Below are 18489 nucleotides of genomic sequence, written 5' to 3'. Positions count from 1 at the left end.
AAAGGCCCCGCCACGCTGGCGGGGCCTTTTTATTGGCTGACGGCCATCAATAGCCCTTGTCGAAGTCGATCTTGCCGTCCAGCGGCTGGCCGTCGATGAAGCGGATGTAGTTGCGCACGAAGATCTGGGCCACGTCTTCGGGGAAGCTGTAGGCGCTGTTGTGCGGCGTGACGATGAGGTTGGGCTGGCCCCAGAGCGGGCTGTCGGCGGGCAGCGGCTCCTGCGCGAATACGTCCAGCACCGCCATCCCCAGCTTGCCGGTGCGCAGTGCCGTGAGCAGATCCCCCTCGTGGATGGCGTTGCCGCGTCCCACGTTGAACAGGATGGCCCCCGGCTTGCAGTGCTCGAAACGGGCGGCAGTGAAGAGGTGATGGGTCTCGCGGGTGGCGGGCAGCACGCTGACGATGACGTCCGCCTGCGCCAGCATCTTGTTGAGGGCGGGCAGCTGATATACCTGGTCGAAACCGGCCCGTTCGCGGCCACTGCGGCTGACGCCGAGCACCTTCATGCCGAAGTGCTTGCCGGTGTGGGCGATGTGCTGGCCTATGCTGCCGGTGCCCAGGATCAGCAGGGTGCGTCCCTTGAGACCGTGATAGGGGTGGCTCTGCCACAGCCGCTGCTTCTGCTGTTCCCGGTAGAGGGGGATCTGGCGCATCAGGCTGAGCAGATGACCGAACACGTACTCGCTCATCAGCGGGCCGAAGATGCCGCGCACATTGGTGAGCTGGTAGTCACGGCGGCAGCTGGCATCCAGCAGCACGTCGACCCCGGCGTAGGTGGATTGCAGCCAGCTGAGTTTGCCGGCCTTGGCCAGCAGCGGTTTGGCGCGCGCCGGTTCGGCCATCAGGATGTGGGCCTCGCCGATCACTTTCTCGGCGTCGCTCTGGTTGTCGGCTCTCAGAATGCGCAGATGAGGGAGGTGGGCCGCCTTGAGCAGGCGCTCGTAGTGAGCATTGTCCTGGCTGAGCAAAAGAAGGGTACGTTGACTCATACTCTTGTTCCTTATCAGATTTGCGGCGCGGGAGAGAGGCCGCTCTGCCTTCATCTTACCCGAGTTGACCGGCCAACATAGCCGACCAGGCCGCTTTTTCGTTTTCGCGCGGCCCCTCGTGGGCTACAATCTGCCCCACATTTTGCAAAGGATCCGACTCCAGTGTTTGGTGACAAGTTTTATAAGCGACTGGCCGAGCTACAGCCTTGGCAACAGACGGTCTACACCCTGGCGCTGGCAGAGCGCATGTACCCCAACTATGCGCTGTTTTCCCAGGCCTCCGGTTTCGGGGATGCGAAGGCATTTCGTCACGCCCTGGATCAGATGTGGAACTACCTGACGGTGAAAGGATCCCGGGTCAATCTGGGGGCGATTCTGGAAGCGTTCGAAGTCTACATTCCGGAACCCAGCAAGTTCGAATCCTACGGTGCCTATCCGGCGCTGGATGCCTGTGTCGCCTTGGGCTGCGCCTACAACTCGGTGATCTGCCGGGTGGGGGAAGAGGCCAACGACGCCAGCCATGCGTCGGTCGGTACGGTCGCCGGTTTCATCGAGATGCTGGAAGAGCGCGACCTCACCGACGAGGAGCTCTACGAGCACGAATACATGGAGGCCGAGCTGGAGTTCCAGGTCGAGCTGCTCAAGCGGGTGGCCCACGAGCGTGACAGCGACCGCATCCTGGCCGTTCGTGCCTTCGCCGCCCAGGACGGCGTCTCCAATATCGGCATCAGCCTGGAAGAGTGATCCCGCTCGCCTCGGCCCATAAAAAAAGCTCCCGTTCGGGAGCTTTTTTTATGCCCGCTCTTCGGTGAGGGGCCGGACGCTCAGCACCGGGGCCGCGTCTATCTCGTCGGCATTCATCATGGTGGAGATACGCTGCAAAGAGGAGAGCAGCAGGGTTTGCTCCCAAGTCTCAAGTGCTTGAAAACGCTGAATGAAGCGCTCCTGCAGTGGGGTCGGCGCCTGGGCCAGCAGTGCTCGGCCTGCGTCAGTCAGTGTCGCATGCACCTTGCGCTTGTCGGTTTCGCTGCGGATGCGTTGCACCAGCTGGCGGCTCTCGAGGCGGTCCATGATGGTGGTGGCGGTGGCCTGGCTCATGTTGGTGTGATCCGCCAGCTGACGCATGGAGATCTGGCCCAGCTCGTCGATCCCCTTGAGCAGCAAGAGCTGGGGCGAAGTCAGGCCTGCCTCCTTGATCAAGCGCTTGGAGTGCATGTCGATGGCACGAATGATCTGGCGCAGGGCGACCAGCACTTCATCATGTTTTTCCATGGGGTATGAAATCGTCGAGGGGTGATTGGGAGGCGCAAAATTCTCCGCCTAATTCGTCACAAGGTCAATATGGTTTTTACTGTAATCTTTTCTGCTCTAATTATTTTGTGTTAGGGTAATGAGCTTTCCCCCTATTTTTCCCTGCTGTTTTGAGGAGCAAGATGATGAGTGACGAACTGGACATCAAAGCGCTGGTGGCCGACCTTCGAGTGGTCAGAGTCCGCTATGAGCTGCCTGATACCTCGGCTTTCGTGCGTTACCAGCCCGCCTATGACGAAGATCCCAACAACCTCAAGGTGCATCACTACGACGGTGAGTTGCCGCTCTCCTGCAGTGAGACTGGTTCTTTCAACCTAAAGGAGTTGGTGAACGAATTGCGCTATGCCTATGTGCTGGTGCACCTCTTTCCGGACGAGAGCGCCATGAACTTCTATCTGACCGGGCTTGATACCGGTCTGGCCCAGCTGGAGTTCATCGGCGGCTCCTACGACTTCAACCGGCTCTGGATCACCAGTGGCATCTCCAACCTGGGCGTGCCCATGGCCATCTTCCTCGGCAAGCGCCACGCGGTGAACGGTCAGCCGTCCGTCAGCCTGGTGGATCATCGGGTGCAGACGGCCGGCAAGCTGGTCTACCGCGCCATCGGCGGTGCCGGTGATCACGTGGGTGAAGACTTTTTCAACAACGACTAAGGAGGCCAGATGAGAGCAAACAAAGGGCTGTTCAAAGGCCTCAACCCGACCATGGCCATGACGGCGCTCACCGTCATCACCCTGTTCCTGCTGTTCGGGATGTTCGTCCCCGAAACCGCCGCCACCTGGTTCGTGGGGGCCAAGGACAAGATCATCGCCGGGTTCAAGTGGTACTACATCCTGGTGGTCGCCCTGTTCCTGTTCTTCGCCATCTATCTGATGTTCAGCCGCTTCGGCAGCATCCGGCTGGGTGACGACGACCAGGTACCGGAGTTTGGCTACTTCGCCTGGTTCGCCATGCTGTTCAGCGCCGGTATGGGGATAGGACTGGTGTTCTGGAGCATCGCCGAGCCCATGTACCACCTGCAGGGTAACCCCTTCGTCACCGAAGGGATGACCCCGGAGGCGGCCCAGATCGCCATGCGTCTCACCTTCTTCCACTGGGGCCTGCACCCCTGGGCCATCTACGTGATCGTCGGCCTGTCGCTCGCCTTCTTCAGCTACCGGCGCAAGCTGCCGCTGGCCATCCGCTCCGTGCTCTATCCGCTGCTCGGCGATCGCATCTACGGCTTCTGGGGTCACGCCGCCGACGTGCTGGCGGTGTTTGGTACCGTGTTCGGGGTGGCGACCTCCCTTGGCCTGGGGGTCTCCCAGATGAATACCGGCCTCAACCAGATGTTCGGCATGGAAGTATCGCAGGCGAACCAGCTCTGGCTCATCGGCGGCATCAGCCTGATCGCCACCCTGTCGGCGGTCTCCGGCGTCGGACGCGGGGTGAAGATCCTCTCCGAGCTCAATATCTGGTTGAGCGTGTTCGTGCTGGGCCTCTTCCTGGTGCTGGGGCCGACCACCTACATCCTCAACGCCTATGTGCAGAACATAGGTGACTACCTGCAGAACATCGTCAAGCTGAGCTTCTGGACCAACACCGAGGCCAACGGCACCTCGGCCTGGCAGTCGAGCTGGACAGCTTTCTACTGGGGCTGGTGGATTGCGTGGGCGCCCTTTGTCGGCATGTTCATCGCCCGCATCTCCAAGGGGCGCACCATCCGCGAGTTCGTGCTCGGCGTCTTGCTGGTGCCCTCCCTGCTCGGCATGTTCTGGCTCACCGTGTTCGGCGGCACCGCCATGAATCTGGAGCTGTTCGGCAGTGGTGGCGTGGTGGCCGCGGTCAATCAGGATGTCACCCTGGCGCTCTACAAGACGGTGGAGCTGCTGCACTGGGAGACCTTCGGCTGGATCGCCAAGGGGGTGCTGACCCTGCTCATCTGCACCTACTTCATCACCTCCAGCGACTCGGGCACCCTGGTCATTACGACTCTGCTCTCCATCGGGGATCAGGATCCCCCCGTGCTGCACCGCGCCGTCTGGGGGCTGGGTCAGGGGCTGGTAGCCGCCATTCTGCTGGTCTCCGGCGGACTGGCCGCCCTGCAAGCAGCCAGCATCATAGCGGCGCTGCCCTTCTCGGTGATCATGCTGGCCATGTGCTACTCCCTGATGCTGGGCCTCAAGCAGGAGAGTCAGCACCAGTTCGAGTATCGCCAGAAGCTCAAGCGCCACGACGGCTCAACCCACATGAGCCTGATGGACAGGATAGGGCCGGCCTGACGGCAGGCCGAATCATGAAAACGAAAAGGGGAACCTCACGGTTCCCCTTTTTATTGCTGTGTTGGTGACGATTTACAGCATCTGCTTGAGGCGATAGAGCAGATCCAGCGCCTGGCGCGGGGTCAGCTCGTCCGGGCGCACCGCTTCCAGCTCATCAACTACAGGATGGTTCTGGGGCGGCAGGGCGACCGGGGCCGGGCGTACTTCGCCGGCGGCCACCGGGGTGGCGCTCTCCAGCTCGTGCAGCTTGTGACGGGCCTGCTGGATCACCGATTTGGGTACCCCCGCCAGCGCCGCTACCTGCAGGCCGTAGGAGCGACTGGCCGCCCCCTCCTGCACCGCGTGCATGAAGGCGATGGTGTCACTGTGCTCCACTGCATCGAGGTGGACGTTGGCCAGCCCGCTCATCAGCTCCGGCAAGCGGGTCAGCTCGAAGTAGTGGGTGGCAAACAGGGTGTAGGCGCCAATCTTGCTCGCCAGCTGTTCGGCGCAGGCCCATGCCAGGGAGAGGCCGTCGTAGGTGCTGGTGCCGCGGCCAATCTCGTCCATCAGCACCAGGCTGCGGGCGGTGGCGTTGTTGAGGATGTTGGCGGTCTCGGTCATCTCCACCATAAAGGTGGAGCGGCCGGAGGCGAGATCGTCCGATGCCCCGATGCGGGTGAAGATACGGTCGATGGGGCCGATGCGGGCGCTGTCGGCCGGCACGAAGGCGCCGATATGGGCCAGCAGCACGATGAGCGCAGTCTGGCGCATGTAGGTGGATTTACCGCCCATGTTGGGGCCGGTGATGATCAGCATCCGCCGCTCCCGCTCCAGCCGGATGGGGTTGGCGATAAAGGGGTCGGTCATCACCTGCTCCACCACCGGATGGCGGCCCGCTTCGATCAGGATCTGATCCTCCTCGATGAGGGTAGGGCAACGGTAGTCGAGGGTCTCGGCCCGCTCGGCCAGGTTGGCCAGCACGTCCAGCTCCGCCAGCGCGGCAGCGGACTCCTGCAGATCGCCAAGGTGCGGCAGCAGGGCATCGAGCAGCTCCTCGTAGAGGCGTTTTTCCAGCGCCAGCGCCTGGGCCTGGGCGGTGAGTACCTTGTCCTCGTACTTCTTCAGCTCATCGATGATGTAGCGTTCGTTGTTTTTCAGCGTCTGGCGACGGATGTAGTGGGCCGGCACCAGATGGCTGTTGGCCCGGCTCACCTCGATATAAAAGCCGTGCACCTTGTTGTAACCCACCTTGAGGGTATTGATGCCGGTCAGCAGCCGCTCGCGCTCCTCGATGCGGGCCAGGCTCGCGGTGGCGCCGTTGGCCAGATCCCGCAGCTCGTCCAGCTCGGTGTTGAACCCTTCGCGGATGACGCCGCCATCGCGGATAAGCACCGGCGGCACCTCCATCACGGCGCGCTCTAGCAGCTCGAACAGCTCGGGGAAGGTGCTGGCCCGCTCGCGCAGCTGCTGCACCGCCTCGTGCTCGCTGCTGGCAAGCAGGCGCTGCAGTTCCGGCAGCTGGGCGAAGGCCTGGCGCAATCGGGTCAGATCCCGCGGACGGGCAGAGCGCAGGGCCAGGCGCGCCAGCACCCGCTCCACGTCGCCGACCTGGCGCAGCAATCCACCCAGCTCGTCGTAAAGGTTTTGCTCGATGAGCTCCTTGATGGTGCTCTGGCGGCCTTTGAGGATCACCCGGTCGCGGATCGGCTGGTGGATCCAGCGCTTAAGCAAGCGGCTCCCCATGGGGGTAGCGGTGCAGTCCAGCACGGCGGAAAGGGTGTTGTCGTGGCCGCCGGCCAGATTCTGGGTCAGCTCCAGATTGCGGCGGGTGGCGGCATCCATGATGACCGCATGATCGGGCTGCTCGAGGCGCACACTGCGGATATGGGGCAGGGCGGTGCGCTGGGTGTCTTTCACGTACTGCATCAGGCAGCCGGCGGCGCACAGGGCGGTCTCGCTCTGCTCGACCCCGAAGCCTACCAGATCCTGGGTACCGAACTGCTGGCATAAGAGCTTGCGGGCGGTACCGAGCTCGAATTCCCACTCCGGGCGGCGGCGCAGACCGCGGCGACCCTCGACGTGGTGCAGGAAGGCGAACGATTCGGGGTAGAGCAGCTCGGCCGGATTGGTGCGCTGCAGCTCCGCCAGCAGGGTCTCTTCCTTCTCGAACTGGTTGATGAAGAAACGGCCCGAGCCTATGTCCATGGTGCCATAGCCGAAGCGGCGACCATCGTGGTAGACGGCGGCGATCAGGTTGTCCTGCCGCTCGCTGAGCAGCGCCTCGTCAGAGACGGTGCCAGGGGTGATGATGCGAATGACCTTGCGCTCCACCGGCCCCTTGCTGGTGGCGGGATCCCCCACCTGTTCACAGATGGCGGCCGATTCGCCCAGCTGCACCAGCTTGGCGAGATACCCTTCGATGGCGTGATAGGGCACGCCTGCCATCGGAATGGGGCTGCCGGCCGACTGGCCACGCTTGGTCAGGGAGATGTCGAGCAGCTGGGAGGCCTTGCGGGCATCGTCATAGAACAGCTCGTAGAAGTCGCCCATCCGGTAGAACAGCAGGATCTCCGGGTTCTCGGCCTTGAGGGTCAGATACTGCTGCATCATGGGCGTGTGGGCGCTGAGATTGGCGCCAGGCGCGGTGCCGGTAGCTTGGTGTTGTGCGGTCATGTGCGATTCCAGAAGGGGCCTCTGCGGGCCAGTGTCTGCGGTGATGAGCCTTGAACTTGATGGCGCCATTCTACACATAAGCAGCGCGACGGGGGAGGTCGGGTTCCGGGGTTGTCTCTGGCTGAGCGGGTCTGGGTGCTGCACATCGATGTCGGTGGGGGTCTGCCCGGCGGTTGCGGGCGGCAGTGGCGGGATCGCATAATGTGCCTCTTGCACGCATCATCAGAGGGAGTCGCGATGAAACTGGACGCAGAGATAGAGCACCTCGCCATCGAGCTGGGGCGGGCCCTTGGCCAGCGAGGCTGGCTGGCGGCCACCGCCGAATCCTGTACCGGCGGCGGGGTGGCAACGGCCATCACCGACATCGCGGGCAGCTCAGGCTGGTTCGATCGCGGCTTTGTCACCTACACCAACGAGGCCAAGCAGCAGATGCTGGGGGTGAGCGACGAAAGCCTGGAGCAGCACGGCGCGGTGAGCGAGGCGGTGGTGCTGGAGATGGCCCGCGGCGCGCTGGCTCACTCGTCGGCTTCCATCAGTGTCGCCATCAGCGGCATCGCCGGCCCCGGCGGCGCCACCGAGGGCAAACCGGTCGGCACCGTCTGGTTTGCCTGGGCCGACTGCAACGGCCGCCACCACTCCCTGCTGGCCCGTTTCGACGGGGATCGCCGGCAGGTGCGTCAGCAGGCGGTGAGACAGGCCTTGTCGGGTCTGTTGGCCCTGCTCAGATAAATTGGGCTTGATACTGTATGAATAGACAGTATACTTAGCCCAACTTCATTTTTACTCACGATTTCCAGCGGAGATTGGCATGGATCAGAACAAACAGAAGGCACTGGCGGCTGCGCTGGGTCAGATTGAAAAGCAGTTCGGCAAAGGTTCCATCATGCGTCTGGGCGACAGCAAGACCATGGATATCGAAGCCATCTCCACCGGCTCCCTCTCTCTGGACGTTGCGCTGGGGATCGGTGGTCTGCCGTGCGGTCGTATCGTCGAGATCTACGGCCCGGAATCTTCCGGTAAAACCACGCTGACCCTGCAGGTGATCGCCGAAGCCCAGAAGAAGGGCAAGACCTGTGCCTTCGTCGATGCGGAACACGCACTGGATCCCATCTATGCCGCCAAGCTGGGCGTCAACGTCGACGACCTGCTGATCTCCCAGCCGGACACCGGTGAACAGGCGCTGGAGATCTGCGACATGCTGGTGCGCTCCAATGCAGTTGACGTCATCATCGTCGACTCCGTGGCGGCTCTGACCCCGAAAGCGGAAATCGAAGGCGAAATGGGTGACTCCCACGTCGGCCTGCAGGCTCGTCTGATGTCCCAGGCGCTGCGCAAGCTGACCGCCAACATCAAGAACGCCAACTGCCTGTGCATCTTCATCAACCAGATCCGGATGAAAATTGGCGTCATGTTCGGCAGCCCGGAGACCACTACCGGTGGTAACGCGCTCAAGTTCTACGCTTCCGTGCGTCTGGATATCCGCCGTACCGGCGCCATCAAGGAAGGTGACGAAGTGGTCGGTAACGAGACCCGCGTCAAGGTAGTGAAGAACAAGGTAGCCCCTCCCTTCAAGCAGGCCGAATTCCAGATCTTCTACGGTGCCGGCATCTCCAAAGAGGGCGAGCTGGTGGATCTGGGTGTCAAGCACAAGCTGATCGACAAGGCCGGTGCCTGGTACAGCTACAACGGCGAGAAGATCGGTCAGGGCAAGGCCAACGTCATGAAGCTGTTCGCCGAGAACAAGGCGCTGGCTGGCGAAGTGGAAGCCAAACTGCGCGAGTTGCTGCTCTCCGGTGCCGCGCCGGTGGAGGAGAAGCCCTCCGCTGCCGAGTACGACGAGTTTGAAGCCGAAAACGAACAAGAGTTCGAATAAGAGCGAAAGGAAGGCCGGGTTGATACCCGGCCTTGTCATTTATGGTCGATGAATCTGTTACCGAACCGGTTGAGCCCGCCGAGCCGACCTTTGCAGAGCAGCTGGCGGCCGCCCGTGCCTACGCCATGCGCAGCCTGGCCCGTCGCGAAAGTGCCGGGTCGGAGCTGGCCAGACGACTGCGCCAGCAGGGCTATCAGGAAGAGGTGATCGAGGCGGTAGTCGACTACTGCCGCGGTTACAACTGGGTCAATGACGAGCGCTATGGTGCCATGGCGGTACGGGCGGGCGCCGCCAAGGGGCATGGCCCGCTCAAGATCCGTTTCGACCTGCGCCGCAAGGGGCTGGACGATGGCCAGATCGATGCCGCCTTCGAGCAACCCGAGCTGGACTGGTTCGAACTCGCCTTCGAGCTGTTGCAACGACGGGCCAACATAGCAGATCTGGCCGACTTCAAGCTGCGGATGAAGTGGCTCAAGTATCTGCTGGGGCGCGGCTTTAGCCAGGAGCAGGCCCGTTACGCCATCTCTGCCCTGCAGGAGCGGGGGGAGTAGAACGGCGATGTTTGTGCTGGGATCTTGAGATGATTCGAGAGACGAGGCCCCATCGCCGCACACTCGTTCTCTTCATTTCCGGTTTGCCGGCGCCTGGTCGCCGGTTTCCATCTGCCGACCAGGCCATTATGACTCCTGTGCAAGATTTTCCCTGCCTGTTCATAGGCTTGTCAGCTCAGATTGACGAAAGCCGGGTTCTCCCGGTCTTGACCCTCTTTTCATGCCGCTTTTTCTCCTGTTGATGGTGAAAAAAGCCGCGGTTGGCAGCGGGGCGCTTTTCCGGCCCGTTTATGTGCGCTTTTTCGCCCGTGGCGGCCCTGTCCGTTTTACTTTACCCCGCAGAAAACTTACATTAATGCGGTTAAAAGTCCGTATTCGAATCAAGCAGGATTTTCCATGTATATGTCCACGTCTGAGATACGCGCTGCGTTTCTCGAGTATTTCCGTTCCCAGGGGCACCAGGTTGTCTCCTCCAGCTCGCTGGTACCGCATAACGACCCGACCCTGTTGTTTACCAACGCGGGTATGAACCAGTTCAAGGACGTGTTCCTTGGCGCAGACAAGCGTGCCTACAACCGCGCGACGACCTCCCAGCGTTGCGTGCGTGCCGGTGGTAAGCACAACGATCTGGAAAACGTCGGCTATACCGCTCGTCACCACACCTTCTTCGAGATGCTGGGCAACTTCAGCTTCGGCGACTACTTCAAGCAGGATGCCATCAAGTTTGCCTGGGGCTTCCTGACCGAGGTGCTGCAACTGCCGAAAGAGCGCCTGCTGGTGACCGTCTACGCGACTGACGATGAAGCCTTCGACATCTGGGAAAAAGAGGTCGGTGTACCGGCCGATCGCATCGTGCGCATCGGTGACAACAAGGGCGCCCCGTACGCCTCCGACAACTTCTGGGCGATGGGCGATACCGGTCCGTGCGGTCCCTGCACCGAGATCTTCTACGATCACGGCGATCACATCTGGGGCGGCCGTCCCGGCTCACCGGAAGAGGATGGCGACCGTTTCATCGAGATCTGGAACGTGGTGTTCATGCAGTTCAACCGTCAGGCTGACGGCACCATGGAGCCGCTGCCGCGCCCGTCCGTGGATACCGGCATGGGTCTGGAGCGAATCTCCGCCATCATGCAGGGGGTTCACTCCAACTACGAAATCGACATCTTCCAGGCGCTGATCAAGAAAGCGGCCGAGATTGTCGGCACCACCGATCTGAGCAACCAGTCCCTGCGCGTCATCGCGGACCACATCCGCTCCTGCGCCTTCCTGGTGGCTGACGGCGTCATGCCCTCCAACGAAGGTCGCGGCTACGTGCTGCGCCGCATCATCCGCCGCGCCGTGCGTCACGGTCGCAAGCTGGGCGCCACCGATGTCTTCTTCTACAAGCTGGCCGCCGAACTGGCAGCCCAGATGAAGGATGTCGCTGCCGAGCTGATCGCCCAGCTGCCGCTGGTCGAGCGCGTGCTGCGCATCGAAGAGGAGCAGTTCGTCCGCACCCTGGACCGCGGTCTGCTGCTGCTGGAAGACGCTCTGGCCAACCTGGGCGATGCCAAGGTCATTCCGGGCGAAGTGGTGTTCAAGCTGTATGACACCTATGGCTTCCCGGCCGACCTGACTGCCGACGTGGTGCGCGAGCGCGAGATCGGCATCGACGAAGAGGGCTTCAAGGCCGAGATGGAGAAGCAGCGTGCTCGTGCCAAGGAAGCATCCAGCTTCGGCGTGAACTACAACGAGATGCTCAAGCTCGACTTCGAGACCCCCTTCACCGGTTACAAGACCCTGACCGAGCGCACCCGTGTGGTCGGCATCTACAAGGGCGTGGACGAGGTGAGCGGTCTCATCGCCGGTGACGAAGCTGTCATCGTGCTGGAGCAGACCCCCTTCTACGCCGAGTCCGGCGGCCAGATCGGCGACAGCGGCACCCTGAAAGTGGACGACGGCATCTTTGCCGTGACCGATACCGTCAAAGCGGGCAAGGCGATCATCCACAAGGGCTACATGGAGCTGGGCACCCTGGAGAAAGGGGCCGAGGTCGAGGCTGTGGTCGATGGCGACCGTCGTCAGGCCATCGCCCTGAACCACTCGGTGACTCACCTGCTGCACGCGGCCCTGCGTCAGGCGCTGGGCGAGCACGTGACCCAGAAAGGCTCTCTGGTGGGGGCCGAGCGCATGCGCTTTGACTTCTCCCACTTCGAGGGGATGACCATGGCGACCATTCGCCGGGTCGAGGAGCTGGTCAACAACCAGATCCGCGCCAACCACGAAATCATCACCCAGCTGATGGGCCTGGAAGAGGCCAAGTCGGCCGGCGCCATGGCGCTGTTCGGCGAAAAATACGAAGACGACGTGCGCGTGGTGCGCATGGGCGATTACTCCACCGAGCTGTGCGGCGGTACCCACGCCAAGCGCACCGGTGACATCGGCTTCTTCAAGATCATCGCCGAGAGCGGCATCGCCGCCGGCGTGCGCCGTATCGAAGCGGTGACCGGCAAGGCCGCCATCGACTTCATGCATCAGGTCGGCGAGCAGATCGAAGAGGCTGCTGCGCTGGTGAAGGGCGATCAGTTCAGCATCGCTGACAAGGTTCGCCAGGTGCTGGACAAGGCCAAGATGATGGAACGCGAGCTGGAGCAGCTCAAGGCCAAGCTGGCCGCCCAGGCCGGTAACGACCTGCTGGGTCAGGTCATCGAGATCAAGGGTCAGAAGGTGCTGGTTGCAGCGCTGGAAGGGGCCGATCCGAAATCCCTGCGCGGCATGCTGGACGAACTGAAGAACCAGATGAAGTCCGGTGTGGTGCTGCTGGCAACCAGCGGCGAGGGCAAGGTCAACCTGATTGCGGGCGTCACCAACGACCTGACCGGCAAGGTCAAGGCCGGTGAGCTGGTCAATCTGGTGGCCCAGCAGGTGGGTGGCAAGGGCGGTGGTCGTCCCGACATGGCCCAGGCGGGGGGTACCCAGCCTGAGGCAGTGCCGGCGGCCCTGCAATCCGTACACTCCTGGCTGGAAGAGCGCCTGTAATCGGGCGAGGTGATCTGTGGCACTCTATGTACAGAAGTACGGCGGCACCTCGGTCGGCACGCTGGAGCGAATCGAGGCGGTAGCTGAGCGGGTCGAACAGACCCGCGCCCAGGGACATGACGTGGTGGTGGTGGTCTCCGCCATGTCGGGCGAAACCAACCGGTTGCTGGGCATGGCCCAGCAGCTGGATCCTGATGCCAACCGGCGCGAGATGGATGTACTGGTCTCCACCGGTGAACAGGTCACCATAGCGCTGCTGGCCATCGCGTTGAACAAACGCGGTTGCCCCGCGGTCTCGATGACCGGTGATCAGGTTCGCATTCACACCGATTCCGCCTATGGCAAGGCGCGCATCACCCACATCGACACCGACCGGGTTCAGGCTGAACTGGGCGCGGGCAAGGTGGTGGTGATCGCGGGCTTCCAGGGTCGTGACGAGCACAATGCCATCACCACCCTGGGGCGCGGTGGCTCCGACACCACGGCGGTCGCCGTGGCGGCGGCCATCAAGGCCGATGAGTGCCAGATCTTTACCGACGTGGATGGGGTATACACCACGGATCCGCGCATCGAGCCCAAGGCCCGTCGTCTCGATACCATCACCTTCGAGGAGATGCTGGAGATGGCAAGCCTGGGCGCCAAGGTGTTGCAGATCCGTTCGGTGGAGTTTGCGGGCAAATACCGCGTCCCGCTGCGGGTGCTGTCGAGCTTTATCGATGGAGAGGGAACCTTAATCACATATGGAGGTGAGAGGATGGAAGCTCCCCTGGTATCCGGGATCGCTTTTAACCGCAATGAGGCCAGCCTGACCATTCTGGGTGTGCCGGACCGGCCCACCGTGGCAGCGCAGATCCTGAATCCGATCAGCGACGCCAACATTGATGTCGACATGATAGTGCAGAACACGCTGGGCGATGGTACCGCCGATTTCACCTTCACGGTGAATCGCGATGACTATCGCCGGGCGCGCGCCCTGTTGGAGGAGACCGCCAGCGAGCTGGGGGCCGCCTGCGTGCAGGGCAACGGTGAGATCGCCAAGGTTTCCATCGTCGGAGTCGGGATGTGGAACCATCCTGGCGTCGCCCGCACCATGTTCAAGGTATTGGGCGAGGAGGGGATCAACATGCAGTTGATCTCGACCTCTGAAATCAAGATATCCGTGGTGATTGACGAGAAGTACCTGGAGCTGGCAGTGCGTGCCTTGCACTCCGCTTTTGGGCTGGATCAGGAGCCTCATGAGCAGCCCTTGGGAAACAATCCCTGATTGATTTAGTTTCAACCATTTACCATATCGGTATCTTTGTAAGATAATGTCGCATATCGATATAAATACAAAACAGGATACAGGAGCAAGCGAATGCTTATTTTGACTCGTCGTGTAGGGGAAACCCTGATGATTGGTGACGAAGTGACTGTCACCGTGCTGGGCGTGAAAGGCAACCAGGTTCGTATCGGCGTGAACGCACCGAAAGAAGTTTCCGTGCACCGCGAAGAGATCTATCAGCGCATCCAGGCCGAGAAAGTACCGGGTCAATCCGGCTTCTAAGCGGCATCAATGGCTGTGACAAGGCGACACCTCATGTGTCGCCTTTTGTTTTTTCGGAGCGCCGAAAATGGCGCCGCAGGGGGCGAAAGAGCGGGATAAGTGCCGATATTGCTTGAATATTCCACGCTTTGGCCAAATACCGAGCGAACGCACTTTTTTCTCCAAAAAAGTGTTTGACTAAAAATCCCTGTGAAGTATTATCAGCCCCGCAAACGGAGAGGTGGCCGAGAGGCTGAAGGCGCTCCCCTGCTAAGGGAGTATGCGGCTTATACCCGCATCGGGGGTTCGAATCCCCCCTTCTCCGCCATTTGCGCCCGTAGCTCAGCTGGATAGAGTACCTGGCTACGAACCAGGTGGTCAGAGGTTCGAATCCTCTCGGGCGCACCATATTAGACTCACGATGAGTCATGTACTGGCAATCAGCAAGCCGGTACAACTGAAAAAGGCTTACTGTTGAGTAAGCTTTTTTTATCGCTTTAAATCAGGGCGCCCGTAGCTCAGCTGGATAGAGTACCTGGCTACGAACCAGGTGGTCAGAGGTTCGAATCCTCTCGGGCGCACCATTTAAAGCAAAATAAAAAGTTTATGAGCGCCCGTAGCTCAGCTGGATAGAGTACCTGGCTACGAACCAGGTGGTCAGAGGTTCGAATCCTCTCGGGCGCACCATTTTGAAAGCAGTACACAAAAGTTTGTGAGCGCCCGTAGCTCAGCTGGATAGAGTACCTGGCTACGAACCAGGTGGTCAGAGGTTCGAATCCTCTCGGGCGCACCATTTTGAAAGCAGTACCAAAAGTTGATGAGCGCCCGTAGCTCAGCTGGATAGAGTACCTGGCTACGAACCAGGTGGTCAGAGGTTCGAATCCTCTCGGGCGCACCATACAGACAGCCTCGACTTCGGTCGGGGCTGTTTTTTTATATGGCCGCTCCGGGTATGGGATACGACCCGGGTGGTTTGATACTCGTCTCTTCGTCTCTTCGTCTCTTCACCTCTTCACCTCTTCACCTCTTCACCTCTTCGCTTCTTTGCTTCAACTCTGTGGTTTCGCTGCTGAGATCGCGCTTCACCCATTCTGGTGGCAACCCGCAGCCCCGTGACAAGGGCTTCCACCCCTGCATGACGGGCGCTTGGCGCCTCTCCCTGCCTCCTGCGGCCCACTGCGCCGACTTTCACGCTATCGCGCCCTATGCGCATTCCTTGGTTCTCGGTCAACCCACGCCCCTTTCCGCTGATAAACCCGCTCAGAGGCGGGCAGAGGCGGTTTGCAGGCAATAAAAAAGGATGCCGCAGCATCCTTTTTCATCCCCGCAGTCCGGGTGTCAGCTTTTCAGCCATTTGCGAATGCGGTTGGCATCGCCGATGGGGGTGCGTTTGCCCACCGAGTTGAGCAGCACGATGGCCAGCTCCTGATTGTCCGGCTTGGCCCGCATCAGCAGACAGCGGCCCGCTTCGTCGGTATAACCGGTCTTGGAGAGGCGCACGTCCCAATCCGGGTTCTTCACCAGCGGGTTGGTGTTGTTGAACATCAGGCTGTAGGCCGGCGTGCGAAAGCGCATGTCCTTGCTGGTGTCCTGGGTGAACTCGCGGATCAGCGGTTGGCGGTAGGCCGCCGCGATGAGCTTGGCCAGATCCTGGGCGGTGGAGACGTTGCGGGTCGACAGGCCGGTGGAGTCGTAGAAGCGGCTGCTGCGCATGCCCAGCTGTTTGGCCTTGTTGTTCATGGCACGGATGAAGGCGGGACGGCCACCTGGGTAGTGGCGGGCCAGGGCCGAGGCCATGCGGTTTTCAGAGGACATCAACGCCAGATGCAGGGCATCGCGGCGGGTCACCTGGGTGCCCATCCTGACCCGCGAATAGGTGTGCTTGATGGCGTCTCTGTCGTTCTGGTCGATGGTCAGGGTCTGGCCGAGATCCTGGCGGGCATCCAGTACCACCAGTGCCGTCATCAGCTTGGTGAGGGAGGCGATGGGACGCACCTGGGTGGGATTCTTCTGGTAGAGGGTCTTGCCCGTTCTGACATCCATCACCAGTGCGCTGCTCGATTGCAGCTGCAGTTTGGCCGGGTTGGGGGCAGCCAATGCTGCTGGCAGTCCCAGCAGTCCAACCAATGCATAAACCAGCGCCATAGCGCTAACCCGACACCGCATACTACCGACTCCGTTCACATGGAAAAAAAGGCGCTAGATTCACTCATTTTTACCCTCGCTTGACAAGAGTGCCAGCGGGGAAATCACCATTATTTCGCTAAAAAAAGGGCCATCTCGCGATGACCCTCTCTCTTTGCCTCAATCCCGTGGCGCACTGGCTTTGCGTTTGCTCAGCCAGCGCCAGATCAGCGCAATCAAACCGCCGACCAGCAGCACGATCGGCAGGCAGAGAATGATGCTGAGGAACTGGGACTGGTACTCTGCAGCCAGCTTGGTGTGACTGAGGAAGTAGCCGAAACCCACCAGCGGGCAGATCCACATGATGGAGCTGACCAGATTGACGATGAGAAAACGCCCCTGGGGAAGTTCGGTAGCACCGACGATGTAGGGGTAGGCTGTACGCACGAAGGCGATATAGCGGGCGGTGATCAGGGTCACGATGCCGTATTTGTCCAGCAGGTAGTAGACCTTCTGCTGGTGCTTCTCTTCCACATGGGACAGCAGCCGGTGGTAGAGCTGGGTATGGCCCAAAAAACGTCCCTGCATGTAGCCGAGCCAGGTGCCGACGAAGGTGGCCAGGATCAGCAGCGGGATCACCCCGAGGGAGAGCACGTCCTGATAGATGAGCACGCCGGTCAGGATCAGCAGGCTGTCGCCGGGCAGAAAGGCGGTGGGAATGAAGCCGTTCTCCAGCACCAGAAAGGTCAATAACACACCGCAGACCATGAAGGCCATCTTGGGATCGGATAGCGTCACCAGATCCTGATGCATAAAGGCGTGGGCCAGTTGGTAAAACTGTTCCATAGTTGCAAACTCCGCAGGTTAGCTGGGTTGATCAAGCAAGGGCATGGCAAGCACCTTGTCGATGCGCAAACCATCCATGTCAACGATTTCCAGTTGCCACTGTTCCAGGGTGACCAGGTCTCCCGTCTGGGGAACACGACCAAGGAGCAGCATGATAAGCCCTCCGAGGGTGTGATAGTGATGTTTTTCTTCCTCCGGTAGCCGAACCAGTCCCAGACAGTCCTTCAATTCCGGCAGCGGAATGAGGCCGTCGAGCAGCCAGCTGCCGTCGGTACGCTGAAAAGCCCAGTTGTCGTCGCCATCTTCCTGCTGGAAGTCGCCGGCCAGGGTCTCCAGCAGATCCTGCTGGGTGACCAGTCCCTGCAACTCGCCATATTCGTCCACCACCAGCACCATGTGTTCGGAGTGGGTGCGGAAATGGTTGAGCAGCTCGAGGCCGTTGAGGGTTTCAGGCAACAGGCTGCCATCCTGGGTCAATGCCGCCAGATCGATGGGCTCACCCTTGATATAGGCGTGCAGCACCTTGCTGACGTTGATGATGCCCACCAGTTCCGACAGGTTGCCATCGCAGACCGGGAAGAAGCTGTGGCGATACTCCACCAGCCGCTGCAGGTTGACCTCCAGCGGCAGGGCGAGGTCGAGATAGCGGATGTCGCTGCGCGGCACCATCAGCGAGGAGAGGCTGCGTTCGTCGAGCCGGAACACGTTGCGCAGCATGGTGTGCTCATGATCCTCGATGATCCCGGCTTCCGAACCCTCCACCAGCATGGCGTGGATCTCCTCCTGGGTCACGTTGGCGCTGGCATCCTGGCTGACTCTCAGCAGTCGCAGGCTGGCCTTGGTGGAGGCCGACAGCAGCCAGACGAAGGGACGGGTAAGGGCGGCCAGCCACAACATGGGGCGGGCCACCAGGCAGGCGATGCGCTCGGCACTGATCTGGCCGAGCCGCTTGGGCACCAGTTCGCCGATGACGATGGAGAGATAGGTGACCACCACTATGACCAGCACGGTGGCGATGAGGCCGCTGCTCTTGGGGGTCATGCCCCACTCCTGCAGCCAGAGCGCCAGCGGCTGGGCCAGCAGGGATTCGCCGTAGATACCGTTGAGCAGACCAATACTGGTGATGCCGATCTGCACCGCGGAGAGAAAATGAGTGGGATCTTCGCTCAGCTTGAGCGCGATGGCGGCGGAGCGGCTCCCTTCGCTGACCATCTTGCTGAGGCGTGCCTTGCGTGCGGTGACGATGGCGATTTCCGACATGGCGAAAACGCCATTGAGCAAAATCAATCCAAACAGGATCAATATTTCCATACTGCGGCAGCACTCCTAGT

15 protein-coding genes and 6 tRNA genes are annotated in these 18489 nt (G+C 61.1%); 15 read left to right on the top strand and 6 right to left on the bottom strand.

The features are described from left to right. Positions 1–46: 46 nt before the first annotated feature. Positions 47–991, bottom strand: coding sequence for a D-2-hydroxyacid dehydrogenase (locus CK627_RS00835; protein ID WP_095591479.1), 945 nt, complete (start codon positions 989–991; stop codon positions 47–49). Positions 992–1153: 162 nt separating this feature from the next. Between CK627_RS00835 and CK627_RS00830 the strand changes: the two genes are divergently transcribed. Continuing rightward, positions 1154–1735 carry a YjaG family protein gene (locus CK627_RS00830; protein WP_005305197.1) on the top strand — a complete coding sequence of 194 codons (582 nt, stop codon included), beginning with the start codon at positions 1154–1156 and terminating at the stop codon, positions 1733–1735. Between the two features lie 48 nt (positions 1736–1783). Here CK627_RS00830 and CK627_RS00825 read toward each other — a convergent pair whose 3' ends face one another. Next, positions 1784–2263 (bottom strand): MarR family winged helix-turn-helix transcriptional regulator, encoded by a 480-nt coding sequence (locus CK627_RS00825; protein WP_005305194.1) that lies wholly within the window; start codon positions 2261–2263, stop codon positions 1784–1786. A 164-nt stretch (positions 2264–2427) separates the two neighbouring features. Between CK627_RS00825 and CK627_RS00820 the strand changes: the two genes are divergently transcribed. Together CK627_RS00820 and CK627_RS00815 are read left to right on the top strand one after the other, a co-directional pair. Further along, entirely contained in the window at positions 2428–2955 is a 528-nt protein-coding gene (locus CK627_RS00820) for a hypothetical protein (protein WP_005305191.1), read from the top strand. A 9-nt stretch (positions 2956–2964) separates the two neighbouring features. After that, on the top strand, positions 2965–4563 hold the full coding sequence (locus tag CK627_RS00815; RefSeq protein ID WP_010636079.1) for a BCCT family transporter: 1599 nt from the start codon (positions 2965–2967) through the stop codon (positions 4561–4563). Positions 4564–4635: 72 nt separating this feature from the next. Here CK627_RS00815 and mutS read toward each other — a convergent pair whose 3' ends face one another. Further along, a complete protein-coding gene (gene mutS, locus CK627_RS00810; RefSeq protein ID WP_095591478.1) occupies positions 4636–7218 on the bottom strand; it encodes a DNA mismatch repair protein MutS in 2583 nt (860 codons plus the stop codon). A gap of 237 nt (positions 7219–7455) precedes the next feature. Here mutS and pncC point away from each other — a divergent pair, with 237 nt between their 5' ends. The 12 genes from pncC to CK627_RS00750 all read left to right on the top strand — a co-directional run bounded on the left by pncC (position 7456) and on the right by CK627_RS00750 (position 15086). Beyond that, positions 7456–7947, top strand: a complete 492-nt coding sequence (gene pncC / locus CK627_RS00805; RefSeq protein WP_010636081.1) for a nicotinamide-nucleotide amidase — start codon at positions 7456–7458, stop codon at positions 7945–7947. A 79-nt stretch (positions 7948–8026) separates the two neighbouring features. Next, positions 8027–9091, top strand: coding sequence for a recombinase RecA (gene recA / locus CK627_RS00800; RefSeq protein WP_005305178.1), 1065 nt, complete (start codon positions 8027–8029; stop codon positions 9089–9091). Positions 9092–9132: 41 nt separating this feature from the next. Continuing rightward, entirely contained in the window at positions 9133–9642 is a 510-nt protein-coding gene (locus tag CK627_RS00795; protein ID WP_095591477.1) for a regulatory protein RecX, read from the top strand. Between the two features lie 396 nt (positions 9643–10038). Further along, positions 10039–12663, top strand: a complete 2625-nt coding sequence (alaS, locus tag CK627_RS00790) for an alanine--tRNA ligase (RefSeq protein ID WP_019838968.1) — start codon at positions 10039–10041, stop codon at positions 12661–12663. A 16-nt stretch (positions 12664–12679) separates the two neighbouring features. Next, on the top strand, positions 12680–13927 hold the full coding sequence (locus CK627_RS00785) for an aspartate kinase (protein WP_095591476.1): 1248 nt from the start codon (positions 12680–12682) through the stop codon (positions 13925–13927). Positions 13928–14020: 93 nt separating this feature from the next. Then, on the top strand, positions 14021–14209 hold the full coding sequence (gene csrA, locus CK627_RS00780; protein WP_005305164.1) for a carbon storage regulator CsrA: 189 nt from the start codon (positions 14021–14023) through the stop codon (positions 14207–14209). Positions 14210–14423: 214 nt separating this feature from the next. Then, positions 14424–14516 (top strand) — tRNA-Ser (locus CK627_RS00775). 3 nt (positions 14517–14519) lie between these two features. Beyond that, positions 14520–14596: transfer RNA gene (locus CK627_RS00770), tRNA-Arg, on the top strand. A gap of 99 nt (positions 14597–14695) precedes the next feature. Then, positions 14696–14772 (top strand) — tRNA-Arg (locus CK627_RS00765). Between the two features lie 26 nt (positions 14773–14798). Next, positions 14799–14875 (top strand) — tRNA-Arg (locus CK627_RS00760). 29 nt (positions 14876–14904) lie between these two features. Beyond that, positions 14905–14981 (top strand) — tRNA-Arg (locus tag CK627_RS00755). Positions 14982–15009: 28 nt separating this feature from the next. Beyond that, positions 15010–15086 (top strand) — tRNA-Arg (locus CK627_RS00750). Between the two features lie 440 nt (positions 15087–15526). Here the strand turns inward: CK627_RS00750 and pbpG are convergent. From pbpG to CK627_RS00735, 3 genes are all read right to left on the bottom strand, one after another. Next, complete coding sequence (gene pbpG, locus CK627_RS00745; RefSeq protein ID WP_094698346.1) at positions 15527–16354, bottom strand: D-alanyl-D-alanine endopeptidase; 828 nt, start codon at positions 16352–16354, stop codon at positions 15527–15529. Between the two features lie 138 nt (positions 16355–16492). Then, a complete protein-coding gene (locus CK627_RS00740) occupies positions 16493–17158 on the bottom strand; it encodes a DedA family protein (RefSeq protein ID WP_005305157.1) in 666 nt (221 codons plus the stop codon). An 18-nt stretch (positions 17159–17176) separates the two neighbouring features. After that, positions 17177–18469 (bottom strand): hemolysin family protein, encoded by a 1293-nt coding sequence (locus CK627_RS00735; protein ID WP_025201157.1) that lies wholly within the window; start codon positions 18467–18469, stop codon positions 17177–17179. Positions 18470–18489 lie beyond the last annotated feature (20 nt).

The sequence above is a fragment of the Aeromonas dhakensis genome, assembly GCF_002285935.1.
In the GTDB taxonomy this organism is placed as follows: domain Bacteria; phylum Pseudomonadota; class Gammaproteobacteria; order Enterobacterales; family Aeromonadaceae; genus Aeromonas; species Aeromonas dhakensis.
The sequence above is the reverse complement of the archived record's forward strand: the minus strand, read 5'-3'. Positions and strand labels throughout refer to the sequence as shown.

What these genes read in the sequence shown, in the direction of transcription:
- CK627_RS00835 (WP_095591479.1), bottom strand. Translation starts at nt 991, where the DNA reads ATGAGTCAACGTACCCTTCTTTTGCTCAGCCAGGACAATGCTCACTAC.
- CK627_RS00825 (WP_005305194.1), bottom strand. Translation starts at nt 2,263, where the DNA reads ATGGAAAAACATGATGAAGTGCTGGTCGCCCTGCGCCAGATCATTCGT.
- CK627_RS00820 (WP_005305191.1), top strand. Translation starts at nt 2,428, where the DNA reads ATGAGTGACGAACTGGACATCAAAGCGCTGGTGGCCGACCTTCGAGTG.
- CK627_RS00815 (WP_010636079.1), top strand. Translation starts at nt 2,965, where the DNA reads ATGAGAGCAAACAAAGGGCTGTTCAAAGGCCTCAACCCGACCATGGCC.
- mutS (WP_095591478.1), bottom strand. Translation starts at nt 7,218, where the DNA reads ATGACCGCACAACACCAAGCTACCGGCACCGCGCCTGGCGCCAATCTC.
- pncC (WP_010636081.1), top strand. Translation starts at nt 7,456, where the DNA reads ATGAAACTGGACGCAGAGATAGAGCACCTCGCCATCGAGCTGGGGCGG.
- recA (WP_005305178.1), top strand. Translation starts at nt 8,027, where the DNA reads ATGGATCAGAACAAACAGAAGGCACTGGCGGCTGCGCTGGGTCAGATT.
- CK627_RS00795 (WP_095591477.1), top strand. Translation starts at nt 9,133, where the DNA reads ATGGTCGATGAATCTGTTACCGAACCGGTTGAGCCCGCCGAGCCGACC.
- alaS (WP_019838968.1), top strand. Translation starts at nt 10,039, where the DNA reads ATGTATATGTCCACGTCTGAGATACGCGCTGCGTTTCTCGAGTATTTC.
- csrA (WP_005305164.1), top strand. Translation starts at nt 14,021, where the DNA reads ATGCTTATTTTGACTCGTCGTGTAGGGGAAACCCTGATGATTGGTGAC.
- pbpG (WP_094698346.1), bottom strand. Translation starts at nt 16,354, where the DNA reads ATGCGGTGTCGGGTTAGCGCTATGGCGCTGGTTTATGCATTGGTTGGA.
- CK627_RS00740 (WP_005305157.1), bottom strand. Translation starts at nt 17,158, where the DNA reads ATGGAACAGTTTTACCAACTGGCCCACGCCTTTATGCATCAGGATCTG.
- CK627_RS00735 (WP_025201157.1), bottom strand. Translation starts at nt 18,469, where the DNA reads ATGGAAATATTGATCCTGTTTGGATTGATTTTGCTCAATGGCGTTTTC.